The 16,111-nt window shown below is 53.5% G+C and carries 16 protein-coding genes; all 16 read left to right on the top strand.

The features are described 5' to 3' along the window. Nucleotide 1 precedes the first annotated feature (1 nt). The 16 genes from F454_RS0103010 (at nucleotide 2) to F454_RS0102935 (ending at nucleotide 16,110) form a co-directional block, all read left to right on the top strand. Nucleotides 2-415 carry a DUF805 domain-containing protein gene (locus F454_RS0103010; protein ID WP_018969142.1) on the top strand — a complete coding sequence of 138 codons (414 nt, stop codon included), beginning with the start codon at nucleotides 2-4 and terminating at the stop codon, nucleotides 413-415. A 37-nt stretch (nucleotides 416-452) separates the two neighbouring features. Further along, nucleotides 453-2,201: an NADH-quinone oxidoreductase subunit G gene (locus F454_RS0103005; RefSeq protein ID WP_018969141.1), complete on the top strand. Its 1,749-nt coding sequence runs from the start codon at nucleotides 453-455 to the stop codon at nucleotides 2,199-2,201. 25 nt (nucleotides 2,202-2,226) lie between these two features. After that, nucleotides 2,227-3,498: a complex I subunit 1/NuoH family protein gene (locus F454_RS0103000; RefSeq protein WP_018969140.1), complete on the top strand. Its 1,272-nt coding sequence runs from the start codon at nucleotides 2,227-2,229 to the stop codon at nucleotides 3,496-3,498. A gap of 26 nt (nucleotides 3,499-3,524) precedes the next feature. Then, entirely contained in the window at nucleotides 3,525-4,094 is a 570-nt protein-coding gene (locus F454_RS0102995) for a NuoI/complex I 23 kDa subunit family protein (protein ID WP_018969139.1), read from the top strand. A gap of 45 nt (nucleotides 4,095-4,139) precedes the next feature. Next, nucleotides 4,140-4,340, top strand: a complete 201-nt coding sequence (locus tag F454_RS0102990) for a hypothetical protein (RefSeq protein WP_018969138.1) — start codon at nucleotides 4,140-4,142, stop codon at nucleotides 4,338-4,340. Nucleotides 4,341-4,364: 24 nt separating this feature from the next. After that, complete coding sequence (locus F454_RS0102985; RefSeq protein ID WP_018969137.1) at nucleotides 4,365-4,961, top strand: NADH-quinone oxidoreductase subunit J family protein; 597 nt, start codon at nucleotides 4,365-4,367, stop codon at nucleotides 4,959-4,961. A 61-nt stretch (nucleotides 4,962-5,022) separates the two neighbouring features. Next, nucleotides 5,023-5,346: an NADH-quinone oxidoreductase subunit NuoK gene (nuoK, locus tag F454_RS0102980; RefSeq protein WP_018969136.1), complete on the top strand. Its 324-nt coding sequence runs from the start codon at nucleotides 5,023-5,025 to the stop codon at nucleotides 5,344-5,346. Nucleotides 5,347-5,352: 6 nt separating this feature from the next. Continuing rightward, nucleotides 5,353-7,155, top strand: a complete 1,803-nt coding sequence (nuoL, locus tag F454_RS0102975; RefSeq protein WP_018969135.1) for an NADH-quinone oxidoreductase subunit L — start codon at nucleotides 5,353-5,355, stop codon at nucleotides 7,153-7,155. A 45-nt stretch (nucleotides 7,156-7,200) separates the two neighbouring features. Next, a complete protein-coding gene (locus F454_RS0102970; RefSeq protein WP_018969134.1) occupies nucleotides 7,201-8,649 on the top strand; it encodes a complex I subunit 4 family protein in 1,449 nt (482 codons plus the stop codon). Nucleotides 8,650-8,670: 21 nt separating this feature from the next. Beyond that, nucleotides 8,671-10,233, top strand: coding sequence for an NADH-quinone oxidoreductase subunit N (locus F454_RS0102965; RefSeq protein WP_018969133.1), 1,563 nt, complete (start codon nucleotides 8,671-8,673; stop codon nucleotides 10,231-10,233). Nucleotides 10,234-10,338: 105 nt separating this feature from the next. Next, entirely contained in the window at nucleotides 10,339-10,701 is a 363-nt protein-coding gene (locus F454_RS0102960; protein ID WP_018969132.1) for a SpoIIAA family protein, read from the top strand. 194 nt (nucleotides 10,702-10,895) lie between these two features. Then, complete coding sequence (gene ispG / locus F454_RS0102955) at nucleotides 10,896-12,698, top strand: (E)-4-hydroxy-3-methylbut-2-enyl-diphosphate synthase (protein WP_018969131.1); 1,803 nt, start codon at nucleotides 10,896-10,898, stop codon at nucleotides 12,696-12,698. Nucleotides 12,699-12,724: 26 nt separating this feature from the next. Further along, nucleotides 12,725-13,573 (top strand): CPBP family intramembrane glutamic endopeptidase, encoded by an 849-nt coding sequence (locus F454_RS0102950; RefSeq protein ID WP_018969130.1) that lies wholly within the window; start codon nucleotides 12,725-12,727, stop codon nucleotides 13,571-13,573. After that, nucleotides 13,570-14,457 (top strand): thiamine-phosphate kinase, encoded by an 888-nt coding sequence (gene thiL, locus F454_RS13950; RefSeq protein WP_018969129.1) that lies wholly within the window; start codon nucleotides 13,570-13,572, stop codon nucleotides 14,455-14,457. Before F454_RS0102950 ends, thiL begins: the two co-directional genes overlap by 4 nt. Before the next feature lie 87 nt (nucleotides 14,458-14,544). Beyond that, entirely contained in the window at nucleotides 14,545-15,039 is a 495-nt protein-coding gene (coaD, locus tag F454_RS0102940; RefSeq protein ID WP_018969128.1) for a pantetheine-phosphate adenylyltransferase, read from the top strand. Between the two features lie 87 nt (nucleotides 15,040-15,126). Continuing rightward, nucleotides 15,127-16,110 (top strand): AAA family ATPase, encoded by a 984-nt coding sequence (locus F454_RS0102935; RefSeq protein WP_018969127.1) that lies wholly within the window; start codon nucleotides 15,127-15,129, stop codon nucleotides 16,108-16,110. Nucleotide 16,111 lies beyond the last annotated feature (1 nt).

Here is a 16,111-nt window from a genome sequence, read left to right as displayed (position 1 = left end):
TATGGACAACAACCCATACACCGCACCAGCAACCGACACCCAATTGCCAGCTGAATCAGCTGCGAAACTCACACCCAATGAAATCTTGTTCGGCTTCAAAGGTAGAATATCCCGGAGCTCATACTGGGCTTATTCCATTGTTACGATGTTGGCTTTTTATGCCATCGTCTTCGTGACATCCCTAGTCTTTGGCTCAGAGTCCCTGGCCGCCTCAATCATTGCGTTGGTATGCTACCTCCCAGTCTTGTGGATCACCATCGCAATTCAAGCCAAGCGATGGCATGACAGAGACAAGTCTGCATGGTGGGTGCTCATCGCCTTCGTCCCCGTCGTCGGCGCCCTCTGGGCCTTCATTGAGAATGGATGCCTCAAAGGCACTGATGGCCCAAACAACTTCGGCCAAGACCCGCTATAACCCCTTCCTGCCCCACTCCTAGCCAACCACCTTGCGTATGTCAGAGACTACTGAAACCCAAACACTCCCCAAAGACCTTGCTGCCGAAAAGGGCTTGGTCAATGTGCAAATCGATGGCCACTGGATCCAAGTGCCTCGTGGCACACGCATGATTGAGGCGTGCAAACAAGCGGCAGCGGAAGTTCCACATTATTGTTACCACCCGAAACTTTCTTCTCCAGGCAACTGCCGCATGTGCATGGTGCAGATGGGTATGCCACCGCGCCTAGCTCCTGGCCAAGACCCCGAATACAATAACGAAGGCTACCAGGACATCGGATGGATGCCTCGTCCAGTCATCGCTTGCGCCAACACGGTGGCTGAAAACATGGGGATTCGCACCCAAGGGGAGCTCGTAGAGAAAACCCGTGAAGGAGTCATGGAATTCCTTCTCATCAATCACCCACTCGATTGCCCGATTTGTGACCAAGCAGGTGAATGCACCCTCCAAGAATACTCAGTAGAGCACGGACGTGGCACCTCACGTTTCATCGAAGATAAGGTCAAGAAGCCTAAAAATGTTGATATTGGCCCGCGCGTGAACCTCGACGATGAACGCTGTGTGATGTGCTCACGCTGTGTCCGCTTCATGGATGAAGTTGCTGATGACGCAGTCCTTGGCTTTACCGAACGTGGCACACACACCACGCTCACCTGCCACCCAGACCGCAAGCTCGATTCTAACTATGGGATGAACACCATCGACCTCTGTCCAGTGGGAGCCCTGACCTCAAAAGACTTCCGCTTCCAGATGCGTGTTTGGTTCCTCAAGGAAACCAAATCAATCGATGTCAATTGCGCCACGGGATGCAACACCACTATCTGGACGCGTGGTAGCCAAGTCTACCGTGTCACACCACGCCGCAATGACGCGGTGAATTCTGAGTGGATGCCAGACTCACATCGCTTGTCATTCCACAAATTTCAAGGAAACGATCGCCTCACCGACCCCATGGTCAAGGCGGACGGCAAGCACGAAGTTTCAGCTTGGAACCAAGCCCTCGATGCCAGTGCCGAAGCACTCAAGCAATTCGACGCTGCGGAAGTTGCTATTATCGCGTCCGCCCGCATGACCAATGAAGAACTCTTCCTCACCAAAACCCTCGCCCAAGTCCTGGGTACCGAATCCATCGCCACGGTGGCACGCGATGATCAAGCAGATGGCAAGCTCATCTCAGCCGACCGCAACCCCAACACCCAGGGGGTCAACCTGATTCTAGGGACAGAAGGCTCCGCAGGCCGTCTAATATCCATCAAAAACGGACTCCAAGATGGTAAAATCAAGGCCCTCGTCATCCTTCAAGAAGATGTGTTTGAAGCTGCTGAATTCACCCACGACGACCTTGCTGGATGCGAGCTCATCATCAGTGTAGCCGCTGTTGCAAACCATACAGCCGAAGCCAGCGACATCGTACTACCATCTTCATCCTTCGCCGAAAAGCGGGGCTCCATGATCAACGTCACAGGACGCCTCCAGCGACTCAATCAAGCCCTCCAACCTCCAGGCAACGCTCGCGAAGACTGGGAGATCATCCGTGACCTCACGCTCAAGCTCGCAGGCGAGCAGAATGACCTCTTCATCATCGAAGATGTACTCAAGCTCCTCGCATCCAGCGTCAAAGAATTCGAAGGCATCACCTTCTCCAAGATTGGAGACCAAGGGCTCCCACTCATTGACACTGGCGAAACTATCCCATTGCTCGAAGCTGAAAAACAACGCATCAACAATGGTGAGATTGTCGGCTAAACTCTCGAACTAGAATTGCATTCTCATGGACTCCATACTCATCCAGCTCCTCATCATTCTGGTCAAGATCGTCGGCTTCACCTTCGTTCTCACCCTACCTCTCATCGCCTATTCAGTATACGCTGAACGCCGCTTCGCTGCTGTCATCCAAGACCGCGTAGGCCCCAACCGTACCGGAATCCCTCTCACCCTCTTTGGTGGCAAGAAAGACCTCCCGGTGCAAGGCCTGCTTCAGCCGCTTGCCGATGGTCTAAAGTTTATTCTCAAAGAAGACTTCACCCCATCCCACGTGCACAAATTCTTCTTCTGGATTGCTCCCGGCCTTACCATGGTGCCCGCCTTGCTCACGCTTTGTGTGATCCCATTTGGCTCGGAACTTTGGGGTGAAAAACTTGTGATCGCCGACATCGCAGTTGGCCCACTCTTCATCTTTGCCATCGCCTCACTCTCTGTCTACGGAATCACCTTTGCGGGTTGGTCATCCAACAACAAATACTCCTTCTTCGGTGGCGTACGTTCCTGTGCCCAAATGATCTCTTACGAAATCTCTCTAGGCCTTTCGATCGTTCCGGTGCTGATGATTTTTGGCCAACTTAACCTAACTGACATCGTCACCTGGCAAGCGAACCATGGTTGGTTGCTTCTTCCATTCACCTTCGATGACGGGTTCCAATGTGGTCTAAGCCAGTTCGGTGGTGCTATCGGCTACTTCCTTTGGTTCCCACTAATGCTTTCGTTCTTCATATTCACCGTCTCCATCTTTGCTGAAACCAACCGCATGCCATTCGACCTTCCTGAGTGTGAAACCGAACTCGTCGGTGGCTACCATACCGAATATTCTTCCATGAAGTTCGCGCTCTTCTTCCTCGGTGAATATGCCGCCATGATCGTCGGATCCGCACTCATTGTGACATTATTCTTTGGTGGCTGGTCCCTGGGCTTTGGCCTCGATGCCCTTCTCCAAGATGCACAGGGCAACTGGCTGCCATACGCTGGACTCGTCCACCTCGCCGCCTTCCTTGGGAAAGTCATCTTCTTCATCCTATTCTTCATCCTCGTGCGCTGGACCGTTCCACGCTTCCGCTACGACCAACTCATGAAGCTTGGTTGGGTTGTCTTCTTCGAACTCGCTCTCATCAATGTACTCGTTGCCGCAGTCATCATGGCTGCACCTAGCATGATAGAACGTGGGGAATCACTCGCCCTCAGCGCACTCGCCCTGGGCACCATCATCTTCTCAGCCCTCATGTTCTACATCGCCAAGACTTTTGACAAAAAACCCAAGGCAAACGCTTAGTCATCACCCCACACGCACACACCACCATGGCCGAAGTAAAAAAACTCAAACGCCCGGAGCTCAACACCTCCGAGAAGCTCTACCTCTTTGCCCTGGCGAAAGGAGCTGCCGTCACACTCAAGCATGCCTTCAAATCGATGACTGGCAAAGCACGCGGATCTGAGGCACTCAAGTCATCTGGACTTGGCTTGACCATGCAGTACCCAGAGCAAAAGTGGGACGACCAACTACCTGAACACTACCGCGGGGCTCCAGCACTCGTGACTGACGAACAAGATCGTGAACGCTGTGTTTCCTGCCAACTCTGTGAATTCATCTGCCCTCCCAAAGCAATCAAAATCATCCCAGGCGACATCCCAGCAGATGATCCATGGGCCAAAGTAGAAAAGCGCCCTAAAGAATTCGACATCGACATGACCCGCTGCATCTACTGCGGCATGTGTGAAGAAGTCTGCCCAGAACAAGCTATCTACCTCAGAAAAGACTACGCCATCACCGGTTCCTCACGTGCCGAACTGCTCCACGACAAGCAGAAACTCTACGAAATCGGAGGCAAACGCATCGGCCTCGTCAACAAGTGGAATGAGATTAAATAGTTGTTATTAGAAATGAATTTGCAGCTCTGGTGAGCTGGTTTGGATATGGAAAGTGAGATCAATAGATTTGAAGAGTTCGAAGCCTACAAAGCAGGCAGAGCTTTTCGCATGCGCGTGTCCCAACACATTCTTACTACCATTGCTGGCGCCAAAGAATTCAGCCTTGCCGACCAACTACCTCTAGCGCTCAGCCAACAAATCATCACACTAACCGGCTGCCCAAAGCCGCTAGCACCGATTAACTAATCACCCATAACAATTCACTAAACAATGCCTACCATACTATTCTACCTTTTCGCCCTCATCATGATTGGTGGCGGCATCGGTGTTGTCGCCCTCAAGAACCCTGTGTCCAGCGCCCTCTCGATGATTGTTTCCTTCATCGGATTAGCTGCCTTGTTTGTTGGCTTGAATGCCTACTTCGTCGGCATCTTGCAGATCCTCGTATACACCGGCGCTGTGATGGTTCTATTCCTCTTCATCATCATGCTTCTAGACCTCAAAAAAGAGGAAGAAAAGCAATTCAGCTCCAGCTCCATTGCAGCGGGCGTCGTCATCCCAACCTTACTCGTGCTGCAGTTGATCGCTGTGTTCCAAACAAGTGACTTTGGTAACTTCCAAGCCATCACTCCTGAGTCGCTCGCAATGAGCGAGCAACAACTCGACCCAAGCATCCCCGCTGACTCGGTGATTCGCAGCTCAATGGCTGCCGAAAACCTTGCAGACCGCAAGCTGCCTGACGTCAACCTCATCGGTCACAAGCTCTTCAACGAATACAACCTACCACTGCAAATTATCGCCGTGCTCTTGCTCGTGGCCACCGTCGGCTGTGTCGCACTCTCCAAGAAGCTCAAAGCAAAATCCTAGGGTCTCGGGCAACCACGACCCCAAGCCACTCACTGAAAACCATTCCAGGATAACGAATTTCATGCAAACCGCCTCACTCACCGAATACCTCTTCATGTCGGGCCTACTCTTTGCCATTGGCCTGGCTGGAGTGATCATTCGCCGCAACATCATCGTCATCTTCATGTGCTTGGAAATGATGCTCGCTGCCGCGGCTCTGACCTTGATTGCTTTTTCCCGCTACCACACCGTCAACGGACTTCCCGACTATGATGGACAGATGCTCATGTTCTTTATCATCACCGTGGCCGCTGCCGAAGTCGCCGTAGGGCTTGCCATCATCGTAGCCCTCTATCGCGCACGCCAGACCGTGAACACCGAAGACCTCACTAGCTTGAAAGGATAACATCAGATGAATTCAGCATTGCTCCTACTCATCATCCCGCTGCTCTCAGCCATCCTCATCCATTTTTTGCTTCAGCAAAAGATGGCCAGTATCGCAGCCATTCTAGGCACTATTGGCACCTTAGTCACGCTCGGCATCTCGCTCAGCCTTCTCAGCTCAGACGCTGTGGGCTGCAGCTTCAATTGGGCGCAAATTGGCGACTTTAACGTCAACATTGGCATCCAGCTCGATCAACTCTCCAAGGGGATGATGGTCGTGGTCACTGGAATTGGCTTGCTGGTTCATGTGTTCTCACTCGGCTACATGAAGGACGACGAATCCAAGGCTCGCTACTTCGGCAATCTTTCGCTCTTCATGTTCTCCATGACCGGCATCGTCCTAGCCGATAACTTCGTCATGATGTTTATCTTCTGGGAGCTCGTTGGTCTTTCTTCCTACCTGCTCATCGGCCATTGGTATCAAAAAGACAGTGCTGCAGACGCGGCAAAGAAAGCCTTCCTCTCCAACCGCGTGGGCGACTTTGGTTTCCTCATCGGCATTCTCATGATCTGGGGCATCACCGGCTCCATCGTCTTTGATCAAATGGCTCTCAGCGCAGCCACTCCCTTCCTCGGAGCCGCCGTCCTCCTCGTCTTCTGCGGTGCCATTGGTAAATCCGCCCAACTCCCGCTCCACGTCTGGCTTCCCGATGCCATGGAGGGACCAACTCCAGTCTCAGCTCTGATCCACGCTGCCACCATGGTAGCAGCGGGTGTCTACATGATGGCACGCTTCTTTTTCTCAATCGGCTTCGATGTCATCCCGGATTGCTCAGCGGTCACTATCGCCTGGATCGGTGGGATCACTTCATTGGCTGCCGCCCTCATGGCCACTCAGCAAGACGACATCAAAAAGATCCTCGCCTACTCGACGCTCTCGCAGCTCGGCTACATGGTGATGGCTGTTGGCTTGGTCGACCCGAATGCCGGGATGTTCCACCTCTACACCCACGCATGGTTCAAGGCGCTCCTCTTCCTAGGCTCTGGTGCCGTCATCTACGCCTGCCACCACGAACAAAACATCTGGAAGATGGGTGGCCTCTTCAAGAAAATGCCCATCACCGGCATCACCTTCGTTATCGGCACCCTGTGTTTGACTGCAGTCCCATTCACCTCAGGATTCTTCTCTAAAGAAGGCATCCTCCACGCCGCACACGAGAGCAACCCCGCGCTCTTTTACATCGCTGTAGCAGTAGCCGCGCTCACCACATTCTACATGTTCCGCCTGCTCTTCATCGCCTTCTTCGGTAAGGCCAAAGACGAACACGCGGCCCACGCCAAAGAAGTACCTCTCGTCATGGCCGTGCCACTCCTCATCCTCGGTCTCATGTCGCTTGCTTCACCCTGGATTGGTAAAGCGATCCCTGCGCTCAACGACTTCCACCCCCACATCGGCCTTGAAATGAATAGCGTCACCATCGCTTCCATCGCCGCCTTCGTGGTCGGCCTCGCTGCGGCCGTCGTCTTCTACAAAGGAAAAGAAAGCGACCCGCTCGCGAACAACAAAGTGATGCAGCTCTTCCGCAACAAGTTCTACGTTGACGAAGCCTACGCGATACTCATCAAGATCTTCCAAGACCTCGTGGCTGCCATCGTCCACTTCATTGACGAATTCTTCATCAATGGACTCCTCGTGGGTGGCCTCACCCGCATCGCTCAGGGTACGGGCAACCTCTTCCGTAATCATTGCCAATCCGGCCGACTCCAAGGCTACGCCACCCTTTTAGGTCTGGGTGCCATCGTCATTATCTACATCGTCACCTTTCTCTAAGACTGCGTTACCCACAGCTCACACCTCACTTCACACTTCACCTCCATGCTACTACTCGCACTCATTCTCATTCCCATACTCGCAGCTCTTGCAGTCTTTGCGAAGCTGCCAGCGCGCACGATCACACTCGGAGCTGCTGGCATCAACCTGATTTTGGGGCTCTATGCGGCACTCTGTCCTACCTGCGCAGGCACGATGGATGTCTTGGTACTTGAAAACCCAGCAATCAGCTTCAGCCTTGGACTCGATGGCATGAGTGCAGTCATGCTCTCCCTCACTGTGATTGTCACTCTCGCCGCCGCCCTCAGTGGTTCCTGTCCCGACGGACGTGAAAGACTCTGGTATGCATCGATCAACCTCATCGCCGCAGGCGCCATCGGAGCCTTCGTTTCTACCAACTTATTTTTCTTCTACGCCTTCCACGAGCTCGCTCTGATCCCCACCTTCCTCATGATTGGTATTTTAGGCCGAGGTGGTCACGAGCGCGTCAACATCGCATGGAAAACTACCATCTACCTCGCCTTTGGCTCCATCATCCTTCTCGGTGGTTTGATCCTCGCTGGAATCCAGCTCGAAGACCTATCCTTTAGCTCTCTTCAGCCAGTGGCTGAACATCAGAACGCCATCGCCCTTTTGCTCATTATCGGCTTCGGCACCCTCGTCTCGCTGTTCCCATTCCATTCATGGGCAGCTCCAGCCTACGCTTCAGCTCCCGCACCCGTCGCCATGCTTCACGCAGGCGTTCTCAAAAAATTTGGACTCTACGGTCTCCTCCGCATCGGCCTAGCCGTCGCCCCGGATGGCATGAAACATTGGCTCAACCTCCTCCTCGTCTTGCTGCTCTTCAACATCCTCTGGATGGGACTAGTGACCATCAACCAAAAGCGTCTCGATAACATGCTAGGCGCTTCCTCAGTGATGCACATGGGTTACATCTTCCTAGCCATTGGCGCAGCCATTGCAGCGGGAGGCAATATCGTTGACCCCACAACGCAATCACTGACACTAGCCGCCTCCGCCGCAGTCCTACTCATGTTTGCCCATGGCATCTCGATCGCTCTTTCCTTCTCACTCGCCGATCGTATTGAGGCCAAAACCGGCACCCTCGAAATGAACAAACTCGGCGGACTCGCTAAGGCGGCACCAAAGCTCGCCTTCTTATTCGGGCTCGTAGCCATGGCATCAATTGGACTTCCCGGCCTCGCTAACTTCGCTGGTGAAATCATGGTATTCTTCTCCGGCTTTGAAGGCTGGTCCCCAGAGCAAGCACTCGGACCCGTGCAAATCACCACCATCATCGCCATCTGGGGCGTGGTGATCAGCGCTGTCTACATGCTGCGCGCCTTCCGCAACACCTTCCATGGGCCAGCCGCCGACCGCTGCGCCAGCGCCAGCGACCTCACATTTGCAGAAAAAGCCCCTGCTATCCTACTCAGCCTGGTACTCCTCGCTGTTGGCCTTTGCCCCAACCTCCTTCTCAACCTTCTCAAGTAACGTTTACTCAAGCTACCGAACATGCTCTACAACTACCTCGAATTCATCGTCGTTGGAATTGGCCTCATCCTGCTCATGTGGGAGGCCTTCGCCTCGCCGAAAAATAAAGCCACCCTGGGCCTGGTGGGTGCCGCTGGCCTCGCCGCCGTCTTGGTTCTTTTGATCATCGGATCGTGTGGCAGCCACGCTCAAGAGGCACCCGCGTGGATGTCTCGCTTCTATGGCCACGATCATTACTCCGCATTCTTCAAAGGCTTCGCACTCATCAGCACCATCCTCGTGCTACTCATGAGCATCGATTTCCAAAGCGTGCTCAATAAATTCACCAGCCCAGACGGCAGTGATGAAAATGTGGGGGAATTCTACTGCCTACCATTATTTGCCTGTGCTGGCCTGATGTGGATGGCCTCCGCCAAAGACCTCGTATCCATCTTTGTCGCGCTCGAACTCGTCACCATATCCTTCTACGTCATGGTCACCTACATGCGCCGCAATGTCGGTTCACTGGAAGCAGGCGCGAAATACCTCATCCTCGGCGCCCTATCCACTGGTTTCTTAGTCTACGGGATCGCATGGGTCTATGGTGCCACTCAGACCACCCACCTTCCTAGTATCACCCTAGGACTCAGCATCACCCCAGACCAGGCAATCGAATACGCCAAGCTCTACTCCTTTGCTCATGCCAACCCCTCCTCAGAGCTGGCTGAAGCCCTCGCGACGCACAATCTCCACCATGTCCACAGCCTTCAATCCATCAGCTCTAGCCCAGCACTGATGTTCGGGCTCGGGCTCATCATCATCGCTCTAGGCTTCAAAGTAGGAGCCGCTCCAATGCAACTCTGGATCCCAGATGTCTACCAAGGGGCCCCAACTCCGATCACCAGCTTCCTTTCCGTGGCTTCAAAAGCTGCTGGATTCGGCGTCGCCATCACCATCCTACGCCCGTTCCTCGCCGCAGAGTCTACTAGCAGCCAAGTGGCTCTCATCCTTGTAGTACTCGCTGGCCTCACTCTCCTCTACGGGAATCTAGCCGCCCTTGCGCAGACGAACTTCAAGCGACTGCTGGCTTACTCTTCGATCGCTCACGCTGGCTTCCTCCTCATTGGCTTGGCCACCTCCCAATTCGCCGCGGTATCCTTCTATCTCGCCACCTACCTCATCATGACCTTCGCCGCCTTCTTTGTGCTCGCAATCGTTCGCACACAAGACGACTCAGATGAAATTGACACATTCAATGGTCTAGGCAAACGCAACCCACTGTTAGCCGTGGCTCTGACCATCATTATGGCAGCGATGGCAGGCGTTCCGCTCACTGCTGGATTTATCGGCAAATTCCTGATGTTTGAAGCAGCTTTTAGCCACCTCCAAACCGTTGGTTGGCTCGTCATTTCCCTCGCCTTCCTCGGTGCGATCTCAGGCTTCTACTACTACTTCAAAATCATCAAAGCCATCTACTGGCACGACCCGAAATCTGAGACCCCCATCCAAGTGCCACTGATCTCAAAGCTAGCCATCACCATTCTCTGTCTTGCCATCATCCTCTTCGGAATCATCCCACAGCCGATCTATGCTTTAATTCAATAAAGAACAAGCTAGCCCAAGGCTCCAGGATCGCGATTGAGACAGCCATTCCTCCCAAATAATCAACATTGCGTTTCATACACGAATCACCACCCTCATCGCGTTCTCATGCTCAAGCACCACTTCCACTATCAACAATCCCTCCTCATCGTAGAACCTAGTGGTCCACTTAGCCAAGATGACTTCGTTCAGCTCGCACAAATAGTCGACACATCCATCGAGAATGGTCACTCACTCCAAGACTTGATGATCATCGCCGAAGAATTCCCAGGCTGGGAAACCCTCAGTGCCATGATCCAACACTTCAAGTTCATCAAGGACCACCACCAAACCCTCCATAAAGTGGCTCTCGTCAGTGACAGCGCACTCGCCACTCTAGCACCTAAACTCGCCTCGCACTTCGTCTCTGCGGAGGTACGACACTTTGACTTCGATGCCAAAGATGCGGCTACCAAATGGTTGTCTGACTGAATCTCTCTCGCGCCAGAACCATTGGCACGATGAAACTCTCAGCCCCCGTGCTGATAGCCCAGAGCCCCCTCAGTCACACCTTCAGGCAACAAGGGTCTCACCTATCTTGTTAGCGCTCTAATGTTCAATTCTAGCAAGTCGATTTCCCTCGTTTTATAGTTGGACAAATCCAAGCACTGTATACGATGTCCTGCATGACTGCTGAGGCATCTAACGCACTCCAATACTGTTCAGACCTATTCGCTTACCAACGCCGAGTCTCCCGCGAGATCCATGTTGGAAACATCAAGTTCGGTGGTGACAACCCGGTGAGAATCCAATCGATGATCACCTCAGACACTCGCGACACTCCTGCATGTGTGAAGGAAATCCTCGAACTAGCAGAAGCTGGATGCGAATTAGTGCGTGTCACAGCCCAGACCCGTAAATACGCCGAAAACCTAGAAAACATCGTGCGCGAAGTACGAGCAGCAGGCTGTGAAGTGCCCATTGTCGCAGACATCCACTTCAAACCCGATGCCGCTCTTGAAGCGGCCAAATGGGTAGAAAAAATCCGCGTCAACCCAGGCAACTACGCCGACAAAAAGAAATTCGAAATCCGCGAGTACACCGACGCACAATACGACGAAGAACTCGAACGTATCCGCGAAGAATTCACCCCACTCGTCCACCTCTGCCGCGACAAAAATCGTGCCATGCGCATCGGTACCAACCACGGCTCACTTTCCGATCGCATCATGAACCGCTACGGTGACACCCCGCTAGGTATGGTCGAAAGCGCACTCGAGTTCGCCCGCATCGCCCGCGACAACAACTACCACAATTTCATTTTCTCGATGAAGGCCTCGAATCCTAAGGTCATGGTCGAAGCTTATCGCTTGTTAGTCGCCCGCCTCATGGCTGAAGGCCCAGACTGGAACTACCCGATCCACCTCGGTGTGACGGAAGCCGGAGATGGCGAAGATGGTCGTATCAAATCCGCCATCGGCATCGGTTCCTTGCTCGCCGACGGCATTGGCGACACCATTCGCGTCTCCCTCACTGAGGATCCAGTCAAAGAAGTCCCTGTGGCGCTCGCCCTGGTCAATAACATTGCGGACAGCCACCTTCCACATGACCCCCAAGACCAACAAAAAGGCACTCTCAGCTACAACCCATTCTCCTACCAACGACGCGCCTCACAAGAAATCGTCCTCAACGAGATCAAACTTGGCGGAGCCAATACTGTCAGAGTCTTCACTTCCAAAGAAAAGTACGACGCGCTCTCACACAAACTCGATAAACTAGGTGACTTCACACCAGAAATTGTTATCGAAAACTCCGGAGTGATTGCAGTTGATCCCGAGAACTCCAAAGAAATTGCCACCATCAATGCCTCTACCAGCCCCCAGTTGGTGACGATTCCGGACGGGCACCCAATGGCCGTCATCCACGCTTACCGCATGCTAGCCTGCAAGCTCGATGCACGCCACCCCATCCTCCTCAAAGACACCTTCCACCCATCCAAGGACTCCAACAAAGACTTCCAAGACACATTGCTAACCGCTGCTAGAAACATTGGTTCACTCCTTTGTGATGGCATTGGAGATGCCGTGATCGTGCAGGGTGAGGAGGCTCCTGGTCAGTCACTCAGACTCTCATACAATATTCTTCAAGCAGCGGGCACGCGCATCTTCAAGACTGACTATGTCGCCTGCCCTAGCTGTGGACGCACACTCTTCAACTTGCAAGAAACCACCCAACGCATTCGCGCAGCCACCGGTCACCTCAAAGGAGTCAGAATCGCGGTCATGGGCTGCATCGTCAATGGCCCTGGCGAAATGGCTGACGCAGACTTCGGCTACGTCGGTGGCGCCCCTAACAAAATCAATCTCTACATCAATAAAACACCGGTGCAGTTCAACATCCCAGAAGCGGAAGCAGTGGATCGCCTCATCGACTTGATCAAAGAGAATGACAAGTGGATCGATGCTCCCACCGAGACGGTTGAAATTTGAGCATTAGAGTCTAAGATTAAAAAAACATGACACCCAGCGAGCTAGAGGTAGCCGAGTTTGGCCACCACGTCCTGCAGGACATTGGACTGATCTGCGCCATCGGTGCCGTCCTCTCAGCCATCCTCTATGCATGGCTTCGCCGAGCGGCACCTTCGTTGCAATGGCACAATGCGGGCAAAGTCCCCACGTATTTTGTCCAGCCTATCGATGTTCTCGGCTGCCTATTGGTGATTCTCCCCTTCACGCTCACCTTGATGACTCCGTTTCAGGATAACTCAGAAACGCAAATCACCACCTTCGCCGTCATCATCAACTTCTCCATCCTACTCATGATGGCCGGTATCGTGGTGGCTCTCTACCAACAACGCGGAGTCCTCGAAGACGCCCTCGGCATCCGCCCCGAAAACCCAACACATACCGTTGCGTGGTCCATTGGCACCTACATCGCCTTCTTTGTCATCCTTATCGCCTTAGGCATGTCCGGAATGGAAGACTGGCTCTCAGAACGCCTCGGCGAAAAACAAAACCAAGACGTGGTCAATGAACTACTGAATGCGCAGAATACCAACAAACGCCTGGTCTTGATCCTCGGTGCCTGCGTCATTGCCCCTCTAGCAGAAGAAATCATCTTCCGAGGCTACCTCTACCCGGTGCTCAAACGCTTCACCGAGCCAGCCATTGCAGCCATTCTCACAGGTGTGCTCTTCGGTGCCATCCACGGACAAATCTGGGCCGTGATCCCACTCTCGATCTTCGGCATCCTTCTCGCCGTACTCTACGAAAAAAGTGGCAGCATCTGGGCCTGCATCCTCTGTCACGCGCTATTCAATTCAATCAATGTCTTCTTCATGCTCACCATGGGCGACAAGATATGAAGCTTTCGCAAAGTAACGAAGACGCAATCATTGAAACCATCTGCAGCAGACTTAGCAGCTCAGATCAGGTCATTGTCGGCCCTGGCGACGACTGCGCTGTCGTTCGCCGCAATGCGCAACACCACAGCCTTCTCAAGACTGACTGCGTCATAGAATCGGTGCATTTCCTTCCCCAAGAAGACCCCAAGCGTGTGGGGTGGAAGGCCGCTGCCCGCGTGATCAGCGACATCGCCGCCATGGGGGGCACTCCAGAGCACCTCCTCGTCACAGTCATGCTGCGCAAAGACACCAACATGCTCTGGCTCGAATCACTCTATCAAGGGCTCGAAGCCTGTGCGTCACACTTCCACACCACAATTGTAGGTGGAGAAACATCCTCCCTAGCACCTGGCTCGATGAACGCCATCAGTATCGCCGGGACTGGCCGCGTCCGCACCGACCAATTTGTCTTGCGCAGCACCGCTCAGGAGGGTGATCAGCTCTTTGTCACCGGAGAGCTTGGAGGCTCGCTTTCCGGGCACCATCTCGACTTCATCCCGAGGCTTGCTGAAGCACAGCACCTCGTGCAGCAACACAAACCCAATGCGATGATGGACCTCTCTGACGGTCTCGCCAAAGACCTACCGCGTTTGTGCAAACTCAGCCAGCTTGGCTACACCCTCGATAGAGCATCCCTCCCCTGCCGAGCGCAGTGCTCAGTAGAGGAAGCTCTCAACGACGGAGAAGACTACGAGCTACTTTTTTCCATCGCCGCAGCAGACGCAGACGATCTCATGAAACGCTGGCCCAAAGATCTCGCCCCACTCACTCACATTGGCACCCTCCACGCCATCGACGCAAACACCCAGCAACTCCCCTCCGGCGGGTGGGACCACTTCGCCTAAGCCTCACCACCTAGCTCACGACACCCCAGCCACTGACCACTCCACTTTTCTACTGACAACTCACTGGAAATAACGCAAAAGCAAGCCATGCGCACCGCAGTCTACGCTGGGTCATTCGACCCACCAACCAACGGCCACCTCTGGATGATCGAACGAGGACTCGAACTCTTCGATACCCTCTACGTCGCGATCGGTTCCAATCCCTCCAAAAAATACACCTTTGATGTCACCACTCGCATCGAAATGTTGCGTGCCGCACTCCCACAAAAAAACAACCTCATTATCACCAAGTTCGACAACAAATTCCTCGTCGACTTTGCGCGCATGGTCGATGCCCATTACATCCTCCGCGGCATCCGATCCTCCTCTGACTATGAATACGAACGTGTCATGCGCCAGATCAATGGCGACATGGCCAGCGAGATTTCTACGACCTTCCTCATGCCACCACGCAACATCTCAGAGCTATCATCCAGCATGATCAAAGGACTCATTGGCCCCGACGGCTGGCGTGATATCGTAAGCCAATACGTGCCCGAGCCGGTCATGGAAAAATTGGCCGAATTACATGTTGCCAAATAATTTCCCCATTTTGTATCGCTATAGGTAGATAAAACATCTCTGAGCAGCGTACCTCGAACTGCTCATTACTTCACCAACACAGCAACGATGGATCACGAAGCACTCGCAGCAAAAATCACTAAATCCTACCAATGGGTAGATGGCATCAAACAAGAAATGGGACGCGTCCTAGTAGGCCAAAGTTCCCTCGTGGAACGCCTCATCATTGGCCTGCTCACCAATGGCCACATCCTCCTAGAAGGAGTCCCTGGACTCGCCAAAACACTCGCAATCAAATCGCTAGCGGGCTGCCTAAACTCAGACTTTGCTCGCCTGCAATTCACCCCCGACCTTCTACCTGCCGACCTCCTAGGCACCATGGTATACAACCAAGAGAGCGGCGATTTCTCCGCCAAACTTGGCCCAATTTTCTCCAACCTCGTGCTCGCCGACGAAATCAATCGAGCCCCAGCTAAGGTGCAATCTGCATTGCTGGAAGCGATGCAAGAACGCCAAGTCACCATCGGTAGCAAAAGCTACCCACTCCCAGATCCATTCCTTGTGCTAGCGACACAAAACCCGATTGACCAAGAGGGAACCTACACCCTCCCAGAAGCCCAGCTCGATCGATTCCTCGTCAAAGTCAACATCGACTACCCCAACAAACAAGAGGAACTCACCATCCTTGAACGCATGGCAACCTCGGCCGAAATCGCGGGAACCAAACAGGTCGTCGACATCGATAAAGTCATCGCCTCGCGCGCCTTGGTGAATGACATTTACATCGACCCCTCAATCCGTGAATACATCGTGGAATTGGTACACAACACCCGTAACCCGGGCAATGTCGACCCAGAGCTCGTGCCACTCATCCGCAGCGGCGCTTCACCGCGTGCCACCATCAACCTCGCGCTCGCCTCCAAGGCTCACGCCTTCAGCCAAGGACGTGCATTCGTCACCCCTCAAGATGTGAAAGATCTCGCCACTGATGTGCTGCGCCACCGCATCCTACCTAGCTACGAAGCAGAAGCCGAAGATATCAGTACGGACCTCATTGTTGAAAGGATCCTCAACAAGACGATCGTACCATAGA

The sequence above is a fragment of the Rubritalea marina DSM 17716 genome (genome assembly GCF_000378105.1).
Classification (GTDB): Bacteria; Verrucomicrobiota; Verrucomicrobiia; order Verrucomicrobiales; family Akkermansiaceae; genus Rubritalea; species Rubritalea marina.
Note: the sequence above shows the minus strand (reverse complement) of the source record. Positions and strands in the feature narration are given on the sequence as shown.